The 19354-nt window shown below is 44.2% G+C and carries 12 protein-coding genes, 2 tRNA genes and 2 rRNA genes; all 16 read right to left on the bottom strand.

What is annotated here, in order from left to right:
- Nucleotides 1-172 precede the first annotated feature (172 nt).
- Nucleotides 173-287: ribosomal RNA gene (gene rrf, locus LNTAR_RS04105) — 5S ribosomal RNA — on the bottom strand.
- 125 nt (nt 288-412) lie between these two features.
- Nucleotides 413-3330 (bottom strand): 23S ribosomal RNA (locus LNTAR_RS04100).
- 228 nt (nt 3331-3558) lie between these two features.
- A tRNA-Ile gene (locus tag LNTAR_RS04095) sits at nt 3559-3635 on the bottom strand.
- Nucleotides 3636-3643: 8 nt separating this feature from the next.
- Nucleotides 3644-3717, bottom strand: a tRNA-Ala gene (locus LNTAR_RS04090).
- A 226-nt stretch (nt 3718-3943) separates the two neighbouring features.
- Nucleotides 3944-4546 carry a DUF2057 family protein gene (locus LNTAR_RS04080; RefSeq protein ID WP_007277374.1) on the bottom strand — a complete coding sequence of 201 codons (603 nt, stop codon included), beginning with the start codon at nt 4544-4546 and terminating at the stop codon, nt 3944-3946.
- Nucleotides 4518-5690, bottom strand: a complete 1173-nt coding sequence (gene argJ, locus LNTAR_RS04075; protein WP_007277373.1) for a bifunctional glutamate N-acetyltransferase/amino-acid acetyltransferase ArgJ — start codon at nt 5688-5690, stop codon at nt 4518-4520. Before argJ ends, LNTAR_RS04080 begins: the two co-directional genes overlap by 29 nt.
- A 9-nt stretch (nt 5691-5699) precedes the next feature.
- Nucleotides 5700-7223, bottom strand: coding sequence for an Rnase Y domain-containing protein (locus LNTAR_RS04070; RefSeq protein ID WP_007277372.1), 1524 nt, complete (start codon nt 7221-7223; stop codon nt 5700-5702).
- Between the two features lie 5 nt (nt 7224-7228).
- A complete protein-coding gene (locus LNTAR_RS25125) occupies nt 7229-7774 on the bottom strand; it encodes a 5-formyltetrahydrofolate cyclo-ligase (protein ID WP_007277371.1) in 546 nt (181 codons plus the stop codon).
- Nucleotides 7752-9044: a replication-associated recombination protein A gene (locus LNTAR_RS04060; protein ID WP_007277370.1), complete on the bottom strand. Its 1293-nt coding sequence runs from the start codon at nt 9042-9044 to the stop codon at nt 7752-7754. Before LNTAR_RS04060 ends, LNTAR_RS25125 begins: the two co-directional genes overlap by 23 nt.
- A 133-nt stretch (nt 9045-9177) precedes the next feature.
- Nucleotides 9178-10713 (bottom strand): sulfatase family protein, encoded by a 1536-nt coding sequence (locus LNTAR_RS04055; protein ID WP_007277369.1) that lies wholly within the window; start codon nt 10711-10713, stop codon nt 9178-9180.
- On the bottom strand, nt 10710-12572 hold the full coding sequence (locus tag LNTAR_RS04050; protein ID WP_007277368.1) for a sulfatase-like hydrolase/transferase: 1863 nt from the start codon (nt 12570-12572) through the stop codon (nt 10710-10712). The genes LNTAR_RS04055 and LNTAR_RS04050 overlap by 4 nt, the downstream gene beginning before the upstream one ends.
- Before the next feature lie 56 nt (nt 12573-12628).
- Nucleotides 12629-14110: a sulfatase gene (locus LNTAR_RS04045; RefSeq protein ID WP_007277367.1), complete on the bottom strand. Its 1482-nt coding sequence runs from the start codon at nt 14108-14110 to the stop codon at nt 12629-12631.
- A 60-nt stretch (nt 14111-14170) separates the two neighbouring features.
- Complete coding sequence (locus LNTAR_RS04040; RefSeq protein ID WP_007277366.1) at nt 14171-15589, bottom strand: arylsulfatase; 1419 nt, start codon at nt 15587-15589, stop codon at nt 14171-14173.
- Entirely contained in the window at nt 15589-16959 is a 1371-nt protein-coding gene (locus LNTAR_RS04035; RefSeq protein ID WP_007277365.1) for an arylsulfatase, read from the bottom strand. Before LNTAR_RS04035 ends, LNTAR_RS04040 begins: the two co-directional genes overlap by 1 nt.
- Nucleotides 16960-17031: 72 nt before the next feature.
- Nucleotides 17032-18564, bottom strand: coding sequence for a LamG-like jellyroll fold domain-containing protein (locus LNTAR_RS04030; RefSeq protein WP_007277364.1), 1533 nt, complete (start codon nt 18562-18564; stop codon nt 17032-17034).
- The gene (locus tag LNTAR_RS04025; RefSeq protein WP_007277363.1) at nt 18564-19091 is read right to left on the bottom strand and encodes a sigma-70 family RNA polymerase sigma factor; all 528 of its coding nucleotides are present in this window, start codon (nt 19089-19091) and stop codon (nt 18564-18566) included. The genes LNTAR_RS04030 and LNTAR_RS04025 overlap by 1 nt, the downstream gene beginning before the upstream one ends.
- Nucleotides 19092-19354 lie beyond the last annotated feature (263 nt).

The raw sequence follows: 19354 nt of genomic DNA, 5'->3' as shown, positions 1-19354 counted from the left end.
AAGTCCTATAAGTCCTATAAGTCCTATAAGTCCTATTACGTGCTTTCCGCATAGACACAAAAAAAGCATCCAAACTAACGTTTGGATGCTCTAAAAATTTCGGCTTGAAGCCTAGCTATAGGGAAATAAAACTATCTAGTAGAATTATCCGCCCCTACGGCAGCAAAAAAAAGGCTGGCAACGACCTGCTCTCCCACAGTCTTAACTGCAGTACCATCGGCGCTGGAGGTCTTAACTACCGAGTTCGGGATGGGATCGGGTGTGGCTCCTCCGCTGTGGTTACCAGCCGGAAAATGTTGGGAAGAAAACTTAGTGATGAAAGATAAGATCGCAAGACCTAACTTAGTATGAGTTAGTGTGTGTGCTTATTATCTTTTTTAGGTGGCATCAAGTGATGACAACTAAAAAAGAGGTGGACAAGCCTCACGGCTGATTAGTACTGGTCAACTGAACATATTGCTATGCTTACATCTCCAGCCTATCGAACAGGTAGTCTTCCTGTAGCCTTTAGAGGATAAATCCTGGGATATCTCATCTTTAGGGGGGCTTGGCGCTTAGATGCTTTCAGCGCTTATCCTTTCGCGACTTAGCTACCCAGCAATGCACCTGGCGGTACAACTGGAACACCAGAGGTCACTCATTCCCGGTCCTCTCGTACTAGGGAATGCTCCTATCAAATATCCTACGCCCGCAGAGGATAAGGACCGAACTGTCTCACGACGTTCTGAACCCAGCTCGCGTACCACTTTAACCGGCGAACAGCCGGACCCTTGGGACCTTCTTCAGCCCCAGGATGTGATGAGCCGACATCGAGGTGCCAAACCGCACCGTCGCTATGGACGCTTGGGTGCGATAAGCCTGTTATCCCCAGAGTACCTTTTATCCGATGAGCAACGGCGATACCACTTTCCACCGCTGGATCACTAGGTCCTGCTTTCGCAACTGCTCCACCTGTCGGTGTTACAGTAAAGCCTACTTCTACCCTTACGCTCTACGCATGATTGCTGACCATGCTGAGTAGACCTTCGAGCTCCTCCGTTACATTTTAGGAGGAAACCGCCCCAGTCAAACTGACCCTCTGAAACTGTCCCCCATCCGGATTCACGGACGTGGGGTTAGATGCCCAAACTAATAAGGGTGGTATTTCACTGACGACTCACAAACGCCTGACGACGCAAGTTCACAGTCTCCCACTTATGCTACACATATTAGTCCGAACAACAATATCAGATTACAGTAAAGGTTCATGGGGTCTTTCCGTCCATCTGCGGGTATCCGGCATTTTCACCGGAACTACAATTTCACCGAGATCCACGTTGAGACAGTGTCTGGATCGTTACACGATTCGTGCAGGTCGGAACTTACCCGACAAGGAATTTCGCTACCTTAGGACCGTTATAGTTACGGCCGACATTCACCAGGGCTTCATTTCGAAGCTTCGCCCGAAGGCTAACCTCTCCATTTGACCTTTTGGCATTGGTCACGTGTCACACCCTATACTTCCTCTTTCGAGTTTGCAGAGTGCTATGTTTTTGCTAAACAGTCGCCCAGACCTCTTAACTGCGGCCCCCCTGAGGGGGCACCCCTTCTCCCGAAGTTACGGGGCTAATTTGCCGAGTTCCTTAACGTGGTTTCTCTCGCGCACCTTAGTCTACTCGACCTTCCTACCTGTGTCGGTTTTAGTACGGATAACTAAGCATCAGACGCTTAGAAGCTTTTCTTGGCAGCATGGTTCCATGTTAGACGGTTCCACCCGAGGGTTTCTTCGCCCCATCACAGTTGGTTCTTATGTAAAGCGGATTTTCCTACTCTACGAATTGCCTGCTTGGTATGACTAATCCATCAGTCATTAACATTTTCCTTCCGCGTCCCTTCATCACTACACTTAGCTAGTACAGGAATATTAACCTGTTGTCCATCGACTACGCCGTTGGGCCTCGCCTTAGGGTCCGACTAACCCTGGGGGGACGAACCTTGCCCAGGAAACCTTCGGATTTCGGTGACCGGGATTCACACCCGGTTTTTCGTTACTTATGTCTGCATTCTCACTTCTATGCGGTCCACCTGTTGTTTCCATCAAGCTTCACTCCTGCATAGAACGCTCTCCTACCCCCAGCAAGCTGGGTCGCGTCTTCGGCAATGGGCTTTAGTCCCGATTATTTTCGGCGCAGAATCACTCGATCAGTGAGCTATTACGCACTCTTTAAATGGTGGCTGCCTCTAAGCCAACATCCTGATTGTCCAAGCAACTCCACATCCTTAATTCCACTTAGCCCATCTTGGGGGCCTTAGACGGCGATCTGGGCTGTTTCCCTTTTGTCTATGCGGCTTGTCCCACATAGACTGACTCCTGAGCTCATAAATTTACGGTATTCGGAGTTTGATATTTGTTGGTACCCCGGTAAGGGCCCGCGAAAAATCAGTAGCTCTACCCCCGTAAAGAAGCACTCAAGGCTAGCCCTAAAGCTATTTCGGAGAGAACCAGCTATCACTGAGTTTGATTGGCCTTTCACCCCTATCCACAAGTCATCCAAGCGTTTTTCAGCACGCAATGGTTCGGTCCTCCACCCGATGTTACTCGGGCTTCAACCTGCTCATGGATAGATCACTCAGTTTCGGGTCTACTGCATACGACTTAAATCGCACTATTCGTACTCGCTTTCGCTTCGGCTCCGTTTAATAACTTAACCTTGCCGTATACAGTAAGTCGCAGACTCATTATGCAAAAGGCATGCGGTACATCATATAAAGATGACCCACACTTTGTAGATGTATGATTTCAGGTTCTATTTCACTCCCCTTACGGGGTTCTTTTCGCCTTTCCCTCACGGTACTGGTTCACTATCGGTCACTAACGAGTATTTAGCCTTGGAAGGTGGCCCTCCCTGATTCAGACCGGGTTTCACGTGTCCGGCCCTACTTGGGATACCCGCTATATATTAAAGAAATTTCGCTTACGGGACTATCACCCTCTGTGGTTGGATTTTCCAAAACTATTCAGCTATCTCTTCAATACAATGTTGCAGGTCCCGCAACCCCTAAAAGCATGCTTTTAGGTTTAGGCTCTTGCGCGTTCGCTCGCCGCTACTAGCGCAATCTCGGTTGATTTCTTTTCCTCTAGGTACTGAGATGTTTCACTTCCCTAGGTTCGCCTCCCTGACCTATTTATTCAGTCAGGGATAACTGGACATAACTCCAGTTGGGTTTCCCCATTCGGATACCCCCGGATCAAAGCTCTTTTGCAGCTCCCCGAGGATTTTCGCAGCTTAACGCGTCCTTCATCGCCTGTTAGTGCCAAGGCATTCATCATACACCCTTACTAGCTTGTCCACCAAAAATATTAAAAATAACATTTTCAGCGACACACCTAATCTCTACTAAGTCTTTCTTTGTCTTGTATTCTTTTGGTTTGCGATCTTGGTATAAATTGTTTTTTGGTTGGTTCCTTTAACTTATAAAAGTTAAAAGACCTCAATTATACTTTGACTCTTTCATTCTATTGTTTTCTTCCTTTCAAAGATCTAAAGCTCTTTCCCACTTTCGGGAATGCTTAAATTCTGGTACGCGCACCAGGATTTGAACCTGGGACCTCATCGTTATCAGCGATGCGCTCTAACCAACTGAGCTATGCGCGTATCATAAGTGGAGCCTATGGAATTCGAATCCATGACCTCCGCCTTGCAAGGGCGGCGCTCTAGCCAGCTGAGCTAAGGCCCCTTATTAACGCTTTTTCTTTAAGTAATTGCTCACTTAAAAAATCGGCTTCAATGAACTTGTTTTGTCGCACACTTTCGGCGACGGGTTTGATAATACAACGAGAGCTAAATTGCGCAAATCACTTTTTAGCTTTTTTTCTCATTTTTCTAGACATTGAGAATAAAAAAAATGCTATTGAGCTTATTTCAGCTCAATAGCACTTAAATTCTTAGGCGAGTCGGGAAGTTTATTTTTCCATGACTTCTTTTTTAAAGCGAGCTTTTTGTTCAGCACTCGCCTTCTCCCACCAATGAGTCAACTGCACGTAAGGGTCATTTTCGCGCATGTAATCGCGAATTGATTTGCGGTTGTGCTCTTCCGAAGTCAATGGGTAAGTATTATTATCTGACTTACGAATAATATTGCCCAAGCTGCTTTTATCCTCTAAGCGTTGCTTAGCTTTCTCGCGATTATCGGGTAGCTCCAAATCGAAAGTGTAAACTTCACCTTCTTTCACATCTGATATAAGCGCATAAAAGCTTTCAGAAGTTACACGAGTATAATCATCTTGATTCATCACTTCATAAATATATTCAAAGATCACCTCGATTTCATTATCGCCCTCAGCTATCAACAAAGTCACGTTGCCATTGGCTAAAAAAGGCATTTGTATACGTTCTTTATTAACTGACTTCACCAAAAAATGGGCGGGCACAATGAGTTTTGCCGTTGGTGCTCGACCAAAAGGGCTACCAGAAACATCAATCTCTTTTTGACTCGCACAAGAGAATAAAAAGCCAACCAGCAGGCTTAATAAAATATTACGAAGAATAGTAAGCTGCATTTTCATCCACATATCCATGAGTTAAATCACATCCATAAGCAGTGGCTTCTCCACTACCTAGGCCGAGTTTGACTTGAAAGACGACTTCGTCAGAATCGATTGACTGACGCAGGGCTTTCTCATCAAAATTTGTTTTGACGCTATCCGCAAAAACAGTCACTCCATTGACAATGAGTTCGAGTTTTGCCACGTCTAAATCATTATCAAAACATTTGCCTAAGGCCATGAGCATACGACCAATATTGGGGTCACAACCATGAGCCATAGTTTTGATCAAAGGAGAATTCACCATCGCACGAGCATAGATTTTGGCTTGCTTTTCATCGATGGCTTCTTCAACAAGGATCTTTAATAATTTCGTTGCCCCTTCACCATCGCGCGCCAACATCTCGGTCATGCGAATGCACGCCGCTGAGAAACGTTGCTGAAACTCATCGAGGTCAACTTCTTTTTCCGAGAGCCCATTAGCCATGGCAATCACTGTGTCGGAAGTGGAGGTATCCGTATCAACGGAGAGCATATTAAAGGACTTATTAACCCCAACACGAAGTACCGTGTCAAGATCTTTTGCGGAGACCGCAGCATCGGTAAAAACATAAACGAGCATGGTCGCCATATTGGGTTCAATCATGCCCGAGCCCTTGCCGACAATAGTCAAAGTATAATCGTCACAGGAAATCGAAATCGCCTTAGCATAAGTATCCGTCGTCATAATTCCGCTGGCACCAATAAGTGGATCCGAACAGAGATCCGCCTTCATCCCCACGAGACCTGACTCAATTTTCTCAACGGGAAGTGGCACGGCAATCACGCCTGTTGAAGACATGATTACTTCATCTTCATTGCAGTTCAATTCTTTTGCGGCGGCCGCAGACATGCGATAAGCACGTTTCACACCCTCGTCACCCGTCCCCACATTTGAGACACGTGAATTGACCACCACGGCTTGAAGCTTAGATTTTTTAATAATTTCGCGCCCCGCAATAACTGGCGCTCCTGGTACAAGGTTGCGTGTAAACACGGCGGCAGCCTCGGCAGTTTTTTCGGAATAAAAGAGTGCAAGGTCATCGCCCTCTTCCTTAATACCGCAATTACGACTCGCACAGCTAAAGCCCTTGGGCATCACTGGAGTTTCGTCAAATTTATACATAGTTACCTCTTAAGGTTGCGCAGTAGCTTCAACTCGTAAATCTCTAGATAAAATGAGTTGAACAGCCCCTGGCAAAGTCATTTCTTGTTCAATTTTTTCAGCAATTTCTTGGGCCAACATGGGCATATCATTGTCTTTAACTTTTTCTGGCTTGATGGAAACGAGCACTTCACGTCCCGCTTGCATGACCACACATTCAGAAACTTCGTCCATGTTTTTCATCATGAACTCGATTTGGTGCAGGCGATGAACGTAGGAATCCATGGCTTCATCGGCCGTTCCTGGACGGTTCTTGCTCAGCTGTACGGCCACATGCAATAAGCGGTCCATACCATTTGAAAGGGTGTAAGTATCTTTATAGTTTTCAATTGCTACGCAAAGCTCTTCATCTTCACCTTCTCTTCTCAAGAAGTCGGCCCCCATTTGAGCCGAATTATTTTCTGCTGACTCATCAAAACTCTGACCAATCGCATGCAGAAGACCTAAGCGTTTTGCCTGGCGCACATCCAAGCCAATTTCCGCGGCAATGGTCCCCATGAGGCTCGAAACTTCACGAGAAAATTGCATAAGGTTCTGGAAGGCATTAAAGCGGTATTTCAACATCCCGAGTTGGCGGTAAATATTTGTACTGACCACGCCCACGTTAAGTTCTTCACAGAGATAAGTTGCCGAACGCTCTAAGTCGCGATCCATTTGCTCTGTCACTGAGCTAATAACTTCGTGAATTCTGTTGGGGTGAATACGTCCATCATCAATGAGCTGCTCAAGGGCAATGCGCGCCATCTCTCTACGATAGGAATTAAAGCAAGAAATCACCACTGTTTCTGGAGTATCGTCAATAATAATATTGGCGCCAGTCAATGATTCTAAAGTACGAATATTGCGACCATCGCGACCAATAATGCGACCTTTAATTTCATCGCTCGGCAAATAAACTGTTGTCGTCGTACGATCGCTCGCGCATTCGGCTGAATAGCGTTGCATGGCTGATAACAAAATATCGCGGGCATCTTCTGATGCTTGGCTCTTCATTTCCTTGAGCGCCTGCTTGTAGATGCGAGCACATTGAGCTTTGGATTGATCTTCAGCCTTCTGAATGATCTGCTCCTTGGCTTCTTCAATTGTGAGCGAGGCGAGCTCGGCTTCACGCAGAGCTAAACCTTCATCTTGGTGAGCAAGACTTAAGCTTTTTTCATTCACTTCCTGCTGTTTTTCTTCGAGTTGATCGAGGCGATCCTGAGTGGACTCGAGCAGGTTCTCTAGCTTAGCCCGCTCCGCTTGAAGACCTTCACGCTCGAGGTCTTGCTTCTTGAGCGTTTCGTCAAAAGCGCTCTTAGCTTGTGCTTTTAAATCTTTAATTTCTTCGTCAGCTTCTTTGATTGCTTGTGACTTGAGTTCAGCCGCCTGCAACTTAGCTTCCGCGAGTAGACCCTCTTGGTCTTTCTCTAACTTGCGAAACTTACTTTTAATCAGCAAGCTCCCTATGATAAAACCGATCACTAGACCCGTTATTAAATATATATAATCATTCATTCGAATTAATTTTTCCTATCACATTTAAGCAGTCCCGAGGGACTTAAAATAAAATCCATTGTAAAGTCATGATCTTCTTTTGGCACTTCTCCTATCAATTGAAAATCATAACACACTCCGACTTTAACGCCGATGGAATATTTTGCCAATAAGCGATCGTAAAATCCTCCACCTCTTCCAAGGCGATTTCCTCTACGGTCAAAAGCTAGAGCTGGGATGAAACAAAAATCAATGGCAGGAAGCTCACGACAAAGCTTAGGTTCAAGAATATCGTAAGGACCTTTTTGGAGCTCATTGAGCTCACCTGACCACAGGGAAAAGTCGTAAAGTTTTGATTCAGGACTGAAACGAGGTAGTAAAATTTGGCTCTCAACAAAAAAGTCTATTAATGAAATTTCTTGGGGATCCGCCTGATACAAAGCCACTGATTTGCTTGCAAAGTCCGCAAAATCTTGCAAGTGTTGCGGAATATTGGAGAGATCTTCATTCTCCCAAAGTCCTTCAGCAATTTGCTGCCGAATCAATTTTCTAAGAGCTCTCTTCTCGGTCATCTTCACCTCGCAGGCTCTGCCAATAATCCATGCGCTCTTTAATTTTTGTTTCGTAGCCCCGCTCAACAGGCTGGTAATACTTGCTTTCTACCCCGATATATTCCTGTTTCACATAGGCTTCTTTAGAGTTATGCGGGTAAACATAATCACCTTCTTCCGGGTTATAACCAGAACTTCGCGGATCCCGCAAATGCATCGGAATGACTTGTGATCGTTGATTTTTCACATCTTCAAGAGCTAAATTCACCGCTTTGTAAGCCGCGTTACTCTTGGGCGCTGTCGCACAATAAGTCACTGCTTGAGATAAAATAATTCGCGCCTCGGGCATGCCCACGATATCCACTGCCTGAGATGCCGACACCGCCAACTGTAGGGCTCGTGGATCGGCATTGCCCACATCCTCAGAGGCAAAAATCATAATTCTGCGTGCAATAAAGCGAATATCTTCCCCGGCTTCAAGCATGTACGCCAACCAATACACTGCTGCATCGGGATCACTGCCGCGCATACTCTTGATAAAAGCACTGGCTGCATTGTAGTGCGCATCCGCATCATATTTATAGGACTTCACTTGGAGGCATTCCCGCAATTCTTCGAGGCCAATCTTATCCGACTGAGCTGTTTTCACTGCGAGTTCAATCACGGTGAGGGCACGTCGTGCATCGCCTTCACAGTTTTCACTCAAAAACTTCAAGCCTTCCTCATCAAATTGAAGCTCAGCTTCAAGAGCCTTCATGATTTTGGTCATTTTTGCTTCTAACAAAGATTTGACTGCCGAGGCTTCCAAAGGCTTGAGAGTGAAAATCAATGAACGCGAGCAGAGTGCAGGAGTTAAATAAAAACCCGGATTATGGGTAGTGGCACCGATAAAACGCACCGTGCCATTTTCGATATCCTTGAGCAAGGAATCCTGTTGAGCTTTATTAAAACGATGAATCTCGTCAACAAAGAGAACCGTCTTGCGCCCGCTAAATTTGCGCGCCTCATCCGCAGCTTTCACCGCTTTGCGAACTTCGCTAACCGAGCTATCAATTGCGGAGAGCGCAATAAAATCGGCTTCAGTATGCTTGGAAATAATCGAAGCTAAACTGGTCTTACCCGTGCCTGGAGGCCCAGTAAAAATGATCGAACTAAAACAATCATTCTCAATCGATCGTCTCAAAAGTGAGCCTTCTGCCGTTAGATGTCCTTGGCCAAAGAAGTCGCCAAAGCCCTCAGGACGCAAAGTCGCCGCAAGAGGCTCGACACGTGGATGATCAAATAAGGACATAAATGCAGGTTTCAGGTTTCAGGTTTCAGGTTTCAGAATCGCGTAGCTTTAACGAAAGTAAGAAATTCATCTAACCAAGAAAAAAGCCTTTGCGGAAATCGCAAAGGCTTTTAGAAAAGAAGATGAAAGTTTCTTAGTCGAAACGCAATCCAGATGACTTGCGAACTTGCTCGAGAAGCTTTTTCATATCTCCCGCAACTTCAGGAAATTCTTTAACGACATTCTTTTGCTCACTTGGGTCGGCCTCTAGGTCATAAAGTTCGTCGTTAGATTTTTTCTTTTTCTTACCACCTTTAGAGATAAACTTCCATTTACCCTGGCGAACGGCATGATCCGTTTTTCTTGCCTCATTGAACATGTAATCCAAGCCCTGTGATTCTTCACCAAGGAAAGCTGCGAGCGTATCGCGACTATCAATCGCTTCTTCTTTGCGTAGGTCATGACCAACTAATTTTGCAAATGAAGTGTAGAGATCCACTTGGTTCACCATCGCATCAGAAACAGCTGGCTTAATTTTTGCCGGCCAGCTGATAATGAAAGGCACACGTGTTCCACCTTCGTAGATCTGATACTTGCCACCGCGGTAGATACCGGAACCGTCATGACCATGATCCGTTTCTTTTGAGGACGTTTTTGTCACTGAACCATCGGCATAACCATCATCATAAACTGGTCCATTGTCACTTGAGAAGAAGACGATGGTATTATCAGCCACACCCGCTTCATCAAGCGCTTTCATGAGCGCGCCAGTGCACCAATCGAATTGAACCATGGCATCACCGCGCTTACCTAATTTGGTTGCACCTTGAAAACGTGGGTGCGGTGCACGAGGCACATGAATATCTTGCGAGGCAAAGTAAAGGAAAAAAGGCTTATCGCCCTTAGCTTTTTCTTTGATGAATTCAGAAGCTTTTTCCACAAAGACATCGGCCATTGTTTCGTCATTCCACAGAGCTTTTTCACCGCCCGACATAAAACCGATACGACCAATACCATTGATCACAGAATTATTATGGCCATGTGTACTGGGGTAGTAGGTCATCAATTCAGGATTCTTTCTTGCATCACCATATTGAGTTGACCCTGGCTTGTTGACTGATTCCAAAGTTCTACCAACATAAATAGGATCATTAGGATCATAGTTGTAAACGCGATGGCCATCTAAGTAAACACAGGGAACACGATCATTTGTTGATGGCAATAAAAACATTTGATCAAAACCAATCTCTAAAGGACCAGGCTTCACATCGCCATTCCAGTCAGTTTCAACACCCTTAGCACCAATACCTAAATGCCATTTACCCACGACACCCGTTACATAACCATTTTCACGGAGCATTTTGGGAAGCGTAGGGATATCTGTTGGAATACTAAGCGGTGCATTCGGAGGAAGGATATTCACTCCATGGCGAAAGGCGTGAACACCTGTAAGCATGGCAAAACGCGACGGCGAACAGGTCGCAGCTGAACAGTGACCGTCGGTGAATTGGATCCCGCCCTTGGCGAGCTTATCGATATGCGGCGTTGGGATCTTTTCTGAACCATAAACGCCCACATCACCAAAACCGACGTCATCGCCATAGATAAAAACGATATTCGGCTTTTCCGCCGCCGTTAAACTCGCGCAGAGCGAAAGGAGTAGGACTCCCGTAGATCTGAATAAATTCATGATTTCTTACCTTTGTTCTTTTTTTGTTTTTTGATCTTTTGTTTTGGACCTAGAGCTGACATCCCCTTCACCAGATAATCGTGAAAGGGTTTCAATTTGGAGTCCTTAATTTTATATTTTCTCACAAAGGGGATAAGGGCAGTATTATTTTCTTTACCCATCCAATCAATATAATTTAAAACTTCTAATTCCGCATAAGTATTTGACTGCAGTAAGTCCTCAAAAACCTTATATGCTGCAGGAGCCTGATTAATTTCTATCACTACCCAGGCAGCCATAGCTCGAACCGTGTCACTCGAATCTGTGAGCAAAGGCTCTACATCGGAAAGAACATCAACTTTATCTTTCAACATGAACAAACCGCATACGGCCCAGTGGCGAACGCCGCTATCTTTACTCTTGAGTAAGCCTTGAAGCTGCGAGTAATACTCCGTTTTCTGTTCTAGAGCGATCGCCGCAGCCTGCATATAAGCATCGAGATCGTAGAGCTCTTGATTATGAATCACTTCGTAAGGCGTAATGGCATTTTGAGCCGCACGTTGATTAAGTTCTGATTCAGAAATAAGTCCGGCATCAGTGTATTGACGTTGGCGAGTGTCCAACTTCTTCTTCATTGTTTCGACGACTTGCTTATATTCAGGACTTTGGGCGAGGTTATTCAAACAAAAAGAATCTTTACTCACATCATAGAGCTCATCCTTAGGCTTAAGCTTAAAGAAACGGCTTTGATCTGCATCGAGTGTACCATTTTTGAAATCATTCTCCCAATCGCGTTGCATGGGGATTTTCCATTGGTATGGCAGATGCTGACCACGAGCTACATAAGGGATGTAATTGCGAACATAAAGAAATTGTTTGTCGCGAATAGCTCGTGCATTCTCTATTTTTCCATCATTGCGGCCACGAAAGTGAAAAACAAACTCGGGTTCTTTGCTTTGATTTTTTCCTAAGAAGATTTCTCCTTGATAGTTGCTTGGAATTTTAGCCCCCGCCAAAGAGAGCCAAGTGCTTGGCATGTCAATGAAACTCACTAAACGATCCACTGTGGACCCTGGCTTATTTGCAGGCCAAAGGTCTTTATATTTCTCGGGGATGCGTATGATCATGGGGCAATGCGTTCCAGAATTATACATGTAGCGTTTGCCGCGGGGAAGTGGCCCACCATGATCTGAATTGTAGATAACAATTGTGTTTTCCGCTAAGCCCTGCTTTTCGAGTTCAGCTAAAGCTTTGCCAATCGCAGCGTCCATCTTGGTGACATTTTTGTAATAGTGGCCATAATTGGCACGCACTTCTTTGGTGTCGGGATGATAAGGAGGGATTTTCACCTTGTCCTGAGGATAGTTATAGTCTTTCCCCATAGCACGACTCTCGTGAGAATCTACATGATTAATCACTTGAAAAAAGGGCTGATTTTCTTTCAAACTTTTCCAATTTAACTTGCTCGTACTCCACATGGTTCTTAAACGTGGATCTTTCCGGGTATTATAATCTGTCTTGCCCGTATTCACCGCGTAGTAACCCGCTTTGCGAAGCATCTGCGGGTAAAAAATAACTTTGTCTTCAGGTACACTGACGCTGCTACGATGATTGTGCCCCGCCATAGAAACCGCATTCATACCCGTAATCCAAGAAGTACGAGTTGCCGAACAAACCGCCGTATTTGAATAACAATGAGTGTAGCGAAAACCTTCGGAAGCCAATTTATCAATATTAGGCGTCACCGCATGTTCATTACCATAGCAGCCTATATGAGTCACGTTATTATCTTCACTCGTAAGCCAAAGAATGTTGGGTCTATCTGAGCCCCAGGTCTGCACGCCTAGCAGCGCAAAAAATAATAATAGTAACTTATGCATAAATTTCCTTTAAATAGTTTTTATTAAACAACACTAAAAATCTTTTGAAGTGACTGCTAAATCGTCGTTTTCTTTACAGAACTTTTTTTCTTCTTATTCTTTTTAATCTTCTTAGGCTTTGAGTCTGACTGCTGTTTCCCAAAATCTGGATTTAATTCAGTGGGAATAAAAGCTCCGATTCCATTTCTCCAAGAATCTAGTTTATTGCGAAGTTTGCTAACTACCTCAGGGTACTCAGAACTCAAGTCATTTTTTTCAGATCGATCACTGTTAATATCGTACAGTTCCACACCATCATCCTCAAAGTAGTGATGCAATTTCCACTTGCCGTGTCGAATAACCGAGCCCGGACGAGTTCGGAAAAGTGGGTCGCGGCTCTCGGGTTTCTCGTTTGGCTTCAGGTAGGCCTGGAGATAAATAGGAAAGTGCCAATAAAGTGCTCGGTTCTTCAAATCCTCATCAACTTCACTCTTAAGCAGCGGTAAAAAACTCTTGCCATCGACGACCTTATCATCAGGCAGCTCGACACCAGCCAACTCACAGACAGTAGGATAGAAATCTAAACCAGTGACAGGAACCTGACTGCGACTTCCTGCTTCAATCACACCCGGCCATGAAGCAAAAAATGGTACGCGAATCCCGCCCTCATAGTAACTCCCCTTACCAGCTCGAAGAGGCTCCTGGCGGCTGAACTTCATGTGCCCCCCATTATCAGAGGTAAACATAATCAAAGTTTTCTCACGTAAACCTTGTTCTTCCAAAGCTGCGACCAAGCGCCCAACATTATGGTCCAGAGCTTCAATCATTGCCGCATATTTAGGATTAAAATGGCCCTTAGTTTTTGCTTTAGCCTTATATTTAGGCTCAAACTTGGGGTGCCCCTGAATCGGTGCATGAATCGTGTAATAAGGAAAATACATAAAGATCGGCTGCTGAGCGCCATGTTCTTTAAAAATCCCAATCGCCTCATCAGTTAAATGATCACAAAGGTAACGCCCCTTCTCTGTCTCTTTTAAATTAGGGTATTCATAAGGACTATGATAACCGCCATTATAGGGGCCTCCGAACTCGCGACCACCGACATTAATCTTCCAACCGTGAGTCAAAGGATCCTTGGCCACATGGTACTTACCGAGTGTAGCGGTGAGATAGCCCGCACTGTTCATGGCATCTGCGATGGTAAAGTTATCCGCATCGACAAAGTCAATATTAGGACTCGGAATTAATTTACGCTTGTTAGAAGCTCCTCGGGCAGGATTACCCACAGTATAAACTTCTGTACGTGGGCTCTGCTGGCCACTAATCAAAGAAGCACGACTAGGAGCACAATTGGCTGCGGCGGCATAACCCTGATCAAAAATCATCCCGCTCTTAGCAAGGGCATCAATATTTGGACTCTCATAATATTTACTCCCCTGATAGCTGAGGTCAGTCCAACCGAGATCATCTATGTTGATGAGAATAATGTGGGGCTTCTCTGCTGCGAAACCAGCTAGCGCCAAGAAGAACACAAGAGCACATTGAATTTTTATAATCATATTTTTTTCCTAAAGTTATAAATTTTACTCATTTATCAAATCTCGATCTTAACAGCAGAATTACTTTTTCTTTGAACTTTTTTTCTTTTTAGATTTTTGTCTAGGCATGGGTTTAACACCAGTATCTTCACATGCTGCTTTGGCATTATAAAGTGGTTTAAAGTCTTTATCCCAATAGGGACTTTTGACGTGGGCTTCGACCATCATTTTGCGGATTTCATCCACAACTTCAGGGTATTGTGCAGCTAGATTTTTTGACTCGCTTTGATCTCCACTCATATCATAGAGCTCTATATTGAGCCCTTTGCGTCTATCGAGCACAACGCCCTTCCATTTCCCAAAGCGAATCGCACAATTCGGCTTATTACTCTCATAAAGCTCCCAGTAAAGGTATTTATGCTGCTTCTGTTCAGAATCTTTTCCCAATAATGTTGGCAACATGGAAATCCCATCTGTCTCTCCTTTAAAAGGCTCACCGGTGAGCTCCGAAAAGGTTGGCATCATATCCCAAAACGCCGAGATATGATCACTCACACTTCCCGCCTGAATGGTACCTGGCCAATAAGCGATCATAGGTGAACGCACCCCTCCATCATACATACTTCTTTTTAAACCCTTTAGATCACCTGAGGTATTAAAAAACTTCTCAGAATTCGATTTACCATGAGCCCCATTATCACTGTTAAACATGATTAAGGTATTGTCGGCAATGCCCAGTTCTTCTAAACGACGTGCAATTGTGCCAATATCGCGATCCATACGCGAAGTCATCGCGGCGTGAATTTTCATTTCTTTGGGCCAATCTTTGTCTTTGTACTGCGCCAAATCTGGCACCTGATATTTCACGTGGGGAATGAGGTAAGCGAGGTAAAGGAAAAAAGGCTGGTCTTTCTTCTCTTCAATATACTTCAATGCATCCACTGTCATCAGGTCGTGACTGTAATCATTTTCTTCGCCATTCTTATTATTGAGCATTTCTTTTTCGCCGTTACGCCAAAGGTATTCAGGATAATAATTGTGCGCCTTACGCTGATCTGTATAACCGTAAAAATGATCAAAACCCTGCTTATGGGGATTGCCCGCATTGTGAAAACCACCTAGTCCCCATTTACCGATACAAGCCGTTGCGTAACCCGCACGCTTCATGAGCTTACCTAGCGTTTCTGAATCAGCTGGAATGGGTGTTTGCCCATCGGGGTAACCAGGACTATTTGCACGAATAAAAGCGTGCCCAGGATGTTTCCCTGTAATTAGGGAAGCTCGCGATGGTGCGCAAACTGCGTTCCCACAATAATGATCCGTAAAGCGCATGCCTTTGGAAGCGAGTTTATCCAGCTCGGGAGTCTGAATCATTTTCTGACCATTATAACCAACCTCACCATAACCGAGATCATCGCATAAAATATAAATGATGTTGGGTTTCATTTGAGCCAGTAAAGGCATCGAGATGAGTGTTAATACCGTAAATAATATCTTCATTATTTTTTACCCTTTTTATTTCGTTTAGGCTTAGCTTGACCGAATTCGAATAAAGGAGCTGGAGTATGCGCCTCTAAAAATATTTTTTTAAATTCCTCAACCTTTTCCGGGTACTGCGTCGCTAAATCTTTTTTCTGTCCAAGGTCATTTTTTAAATTAAATAATTTTATGGTGTCCTTATTCGGATCTATTGCGCTTGTTTTCGACTGCAAGGCAACCCAATCGCCCTTTCTCACGCCACGCTTAGTCGGCCAATGCAGCTCAAAGTACAGATAATCATGTTTTTCCTGCTCTTCCATATTTCCTTTCAATAAGGGAACATAGCTAATCCCATCAATTCCCTCTGGTGGCTGAACTCCACCCAACTCACAGGCTGTCGGCATCAAGTCCCAGTGAGCTCCGATATGATTACTGACTTGTCCTGGTTTAATAACACCTGGCCAATGAGCAATAAATGGAACACGAACCCCACCTTCATACATACTGCGTTTAATACCACTTAGGGGGCCGCTGTCATTAAAAAATTCAGGTCGAGCTCCACCTTCTCTATGAGCTCCATTATCACTGGTAAAAACGACCAGTGTATTTTCAGCTAAGTTCATTTCTTTCAGCAGATCTAAAATTGATCCCACATCTTTATCCAGGCGACTAATCATACCCGCATGCTTTTTCTGTTTCTCAGGCCAGGATTCATCCTTGTATTGAAGGTAACATTCATCATCTCCGGGAATTTGAAGCCTTGAGTGGGGAATCACATAAGCCAAGTAGAGAAAAAACGGATTATCTTTATTCTTTTTAATGAAGCCTTTAGCTTCGTCTGTTAGCATATATTGACTGTACTCGATCTCTTTGCCGGAATTATTTTTAAGAGTAAGGGTTTCCTCATTTCTAAGAAGAAATTTCGGAAAATGATTATGAGCATGCTTTTGGTCATTATATCCAAAAAAGTAATCAAAGCCCTGTTTATTTGGTTCACCTTCACTGCCTGGGTAACCTAAACCCCACTTGCCAATCAATGCAGTAGCATAACCAGCTTCTTTCATCTTTTCAGCCACTGTAATTGTCTCTGCAGGAATAGGCTCCTGACCAGTGGGGTATTCCTTATTCCCTCGAATATAAGTGTGCCCCACATGTTGACCTGTCATCAATGAACAGCGCGAGGGGGCACAAACTGCTGTCCCTGCGTAATAATCAGTCAAACGAAGTCCTTCTTTGGCCATTTGATCAAGCCGAGGCGTTTTGATCATTTTCTGGCCGTATGAACCCAGCTGACCATAGCCCATATCATCACACATGATGAAAATAATATTTGGTTTATCAGCGCTATTGGCCGCAAACATAAGAAAGACGAATACAGAAATATACTTCATTTTAAACCCTTATTTATTTTTCAGTCAAAAGCTATTGACGGAAACTTGCGGGTTCTTTCACCAAAAATGAAATTAATAGAGAGAATTTTTATCCATTAAGCGACGAACCTGACCAGGAGTAATGGCGGCGTCGATGATATAAAGTTCGTCTAGCTTAGCTCTTAAGTACCACTTGCTGCCATCCATTTTACGCCCAAAGGTCACTGGCTTAGAATCAATTGAGTCTACGTTGGTCGACACCTTTTTTCGCTTAAAGCCGCTCACAGCCTCCAGGCGTCCATCTACATAATGACGAACATGTGTGGCCACGTCTGCATCGTCTCCACCTATAAAAAGACTGACAATATGATGCCAACGCCCATCACGCAGATCGGTTTCACCTATTACATATCCATTTTTAAATTCTGTTCGAATAGCACCCAGTGTCCCACTCTCAGGTAATGCATTCCAGCCAATTTGCCATTTTTGACCTGTTTCCATACTATTCCCCCAAGAAACAAAGGAATAGTTTTCTTTCTGCTTGGCATCAACTGGGATTTTCACCCAAAAGGAAACCGTACGTGGGCGGGAACCAGATATCCCTTTAAAATCTGTCTTAGCAAAATCATTTTCGCCATCGAAATCCAAAGCATAACCATAGGCACCTTCAATAAACTGCGGCCCATCTTCTCCCCCTTTGCCTTTGAGTTCCGCCTTAAATCGGTCGTGAAAATCCCCTCCGGAAGAAGTAGGAGTCCAGCCCAACTGCGCCGAATCAAAAGGCCAATGCACATAACTTAAGTCACGTTGTTCAAGTAAATTGGGCAAGGATTGCGTCACCTGAAAAGTTTGTCCATTAGCCGGACTGCCATCACTGTTGAGTCGAGTGCTCTGTCCTTGACTCAGTGCAACGTGTTCATAAGAAGTCTCCGAAGAAATAACTTCAACTTCGCCGCTCATTACTTCTATATCAGAAGTCCCCTTTTCATCAACTGCCACCTTAAACTCAGTTCCTAGGTCTAGAACTTCTCCACCTGGCACTTCTAAAACGAAACCGATAGCGACCTGCGGCACATAGGCATGCACTTTGCCTTTGATCACACGTACTTTATTGGGCCCTATCAATTCGAGCTGCGATCTCGTTTCTATATTGAGTTCAACACCAGAATCTAGAGTCAAAGCCAATTTTTCGCTAAAAGCATACTCCCCTTTCTCTAACCACTGACCCGAACTAAACTCTTTATTTTCAGATGAATGCACCCGAGCCAAAATAGGTGTATTGAGTACTATTATTTCCTGTTCAACGACAAGATCACCATTTTCCGCTTTTTGAATCATAGAAAAAATTGCGAAGGCCGCAATCAGTAGCGCCGCCATGGCCCCAAATTGAAGAAACCAATTACGCTTACTCTCTTGCTCAGCCATCATGTCACCCAAGGCATCGAGCTGAGGACTCACTTCCGCGAGCTGATCCGCCGCATTGAGTAACTGACCCGTTTCATAGAGGTATTCAGTGAAAACACGGCTTTGCTCTTCATCATTTTCGAGGAGAATCTTAAGCTCACTTTTCTGTTCTTCACTAAGCTCATCTCTCAAGTATAAATCGGCTAATTGCTCCACATCCATTATTCGGCCTCCGGGAGATTTTCATAGGAGCGTGTGCACTTACGCAATTGCTGACGAATTCGCGTCAACGTTATATAAATGGCATTCACACTGCGTTTATAACGCGATGCTAATGATTCAGAACTCTCCTTATCGCGATAACTCGCTGTAATTAAATCAAGTGACTGCGGATTGAGCTTGGCTAGGCAGTGCTTCAAGGCACGTCCCTGCGCCTCCCTGCGCTGAATAAATTGATCATCGATAAACTGCGTCACACGTTGCTCGACGAGATCTAGTAAGTCTTCATCTTTAAAAAAGGCTTCTTTCTTTCTAGAGCGTATGATCTGCAAACACTTAAAACGCACGATGCCCTTAACCCAAGGCAGAACTTTTTTCGTTGCATCAAAATCATCTGCTTTTTGATTCACAGTCACCATCGCTTCTTGAACGGCATCTTCCGCCAAATCCCAATCCCTCAGAATACTGTAAGCATAAGAAATCAAAGCATTATGATGCCTAAATGCTTCACGTAATAACTGATCTTTCATATCTCGACTCACAGGGGATTTAATTTTTAATTTTTAATTTTTAATTTTTAATTCTTGATTCTTGATTCTTGATTCTTGATTCTTGATTCTTGATTCTTGATTCTTGATTCTTGATTCTTGATTCTTGATTCATTAAGAATTTAACATTCATAATTTATAATTGGAGCGTAGCGAATCTATAACTATTCACCTCCAAAACTAAAACCTTTCGCTTAAAATTCAAAATAATCCTAAACTTCACCATAAACTCAGCGCGTAGCGCG

The organism is Lentisphaera araneosa HTCC2155, assembly GCF_000170755.1.
In the GTDB taxonomy this organism is placed as follows: Bacteria; Verrucomicrobiota; Lentisphaeria; order Lentisphaerales; family Lentisphaeraceae; genus Lentisphaera; species Lentisphaera araneosa.
The sequence above is the reverse complement of the archived record's forward strand: the minus strand, read 5'-3'. Positions and strand labels throughout refer to the sequence as shown.

Excerpts from the sequence above, each read along its gene's own strand:
- LNTAR_RS04045 (WP_007277367.1), bottom strand. The coding sequence starts at position 14,110 with ATGATTATAAAAATTCAATGTGCTCTTGTGTTCTTCTTGGCGCTAGCT.
- LNTAR_RS04040 (WP_007277366.1), bottom strand. The coding sequence starts at position 15,589 with ATGAAGATATTATTTACGGTATTAACACTCATCTCGATGCCTTTACTG.
- LNTAR_RS04030 (WP_007277364.1), bottom strand. The coding sequence starts at position 18,564 with ATGGATGTGGAGCAATTAGCCGATTTATACTTGAGAGATGAGCTTAGT.
- LNTAR_RS25125 (WP_007277371.1), bottom strand. The coding sequence starts at position 7,774 with ATGACCGAGAAGAGAGCTCTTAGAAAATTGATTCGGCAGCAAATTGCT.
- LNTAR_RS04035 (WP_007277365.1), bottom strand. The coding sequence starts at position 16,959 with ATGAAGTATATTTCTGTATTCGTCTTTCTTATGTTTGCGGCCAATAGC.
- argJ (WP_007277373.1), bottom strand. The coding sequence starts at position 5,690 with ATGTATAAATTTGACGAAACTCCAGTGATGCCCAAGGGCTTTAGCTGT.
- LNTAR_RS04060 (WP_007277370.1), bottom strand. The coding sequence starts at position 9,044 with ATGTCCTTATTTGATCATCCACGTGTCGAGCCTCTTGCGGCGACTTTG.
- LNTAR_RS04055 (WP_007277369.1), bottom strand. The coding sequence starts at position 10,713 with ATGAATTTATTCAGATCTACGGGAGTCCTACTCCTTTCGCTCTGCGCG.
- LNTAR_RS04025 (WP_007277363.1), bottom strand. The coding sequence starts at position 19,091 with ATGAAAGATCAGTTATTACGTGAAGCATTTAGGCATCATAATGCTTTG.
- LNTAR_RS04050 (WP_007277368.1), bottom strand. The coding sequence starts at position 12,572 with ATGCATAAGTTACTATTATTATTTTTTGCGCTGCTAGGCGTGCAGACC.
- LNTAR_RS04070 (WP_007277372.1), bottom strand. The coding sequence starts at position 7,223 with ATGAATGATTATATATATTTAATAACGGGTCTAGTGATCGGTTTTATC.
- LNTAR_RS04080 (WP_007277374.1), bottom strand. The coding sequence starts at position 4,546 with ATGAAAATGCAGCTTACTATTCTTCGTAATATTTTATTAAGCCTGCTG.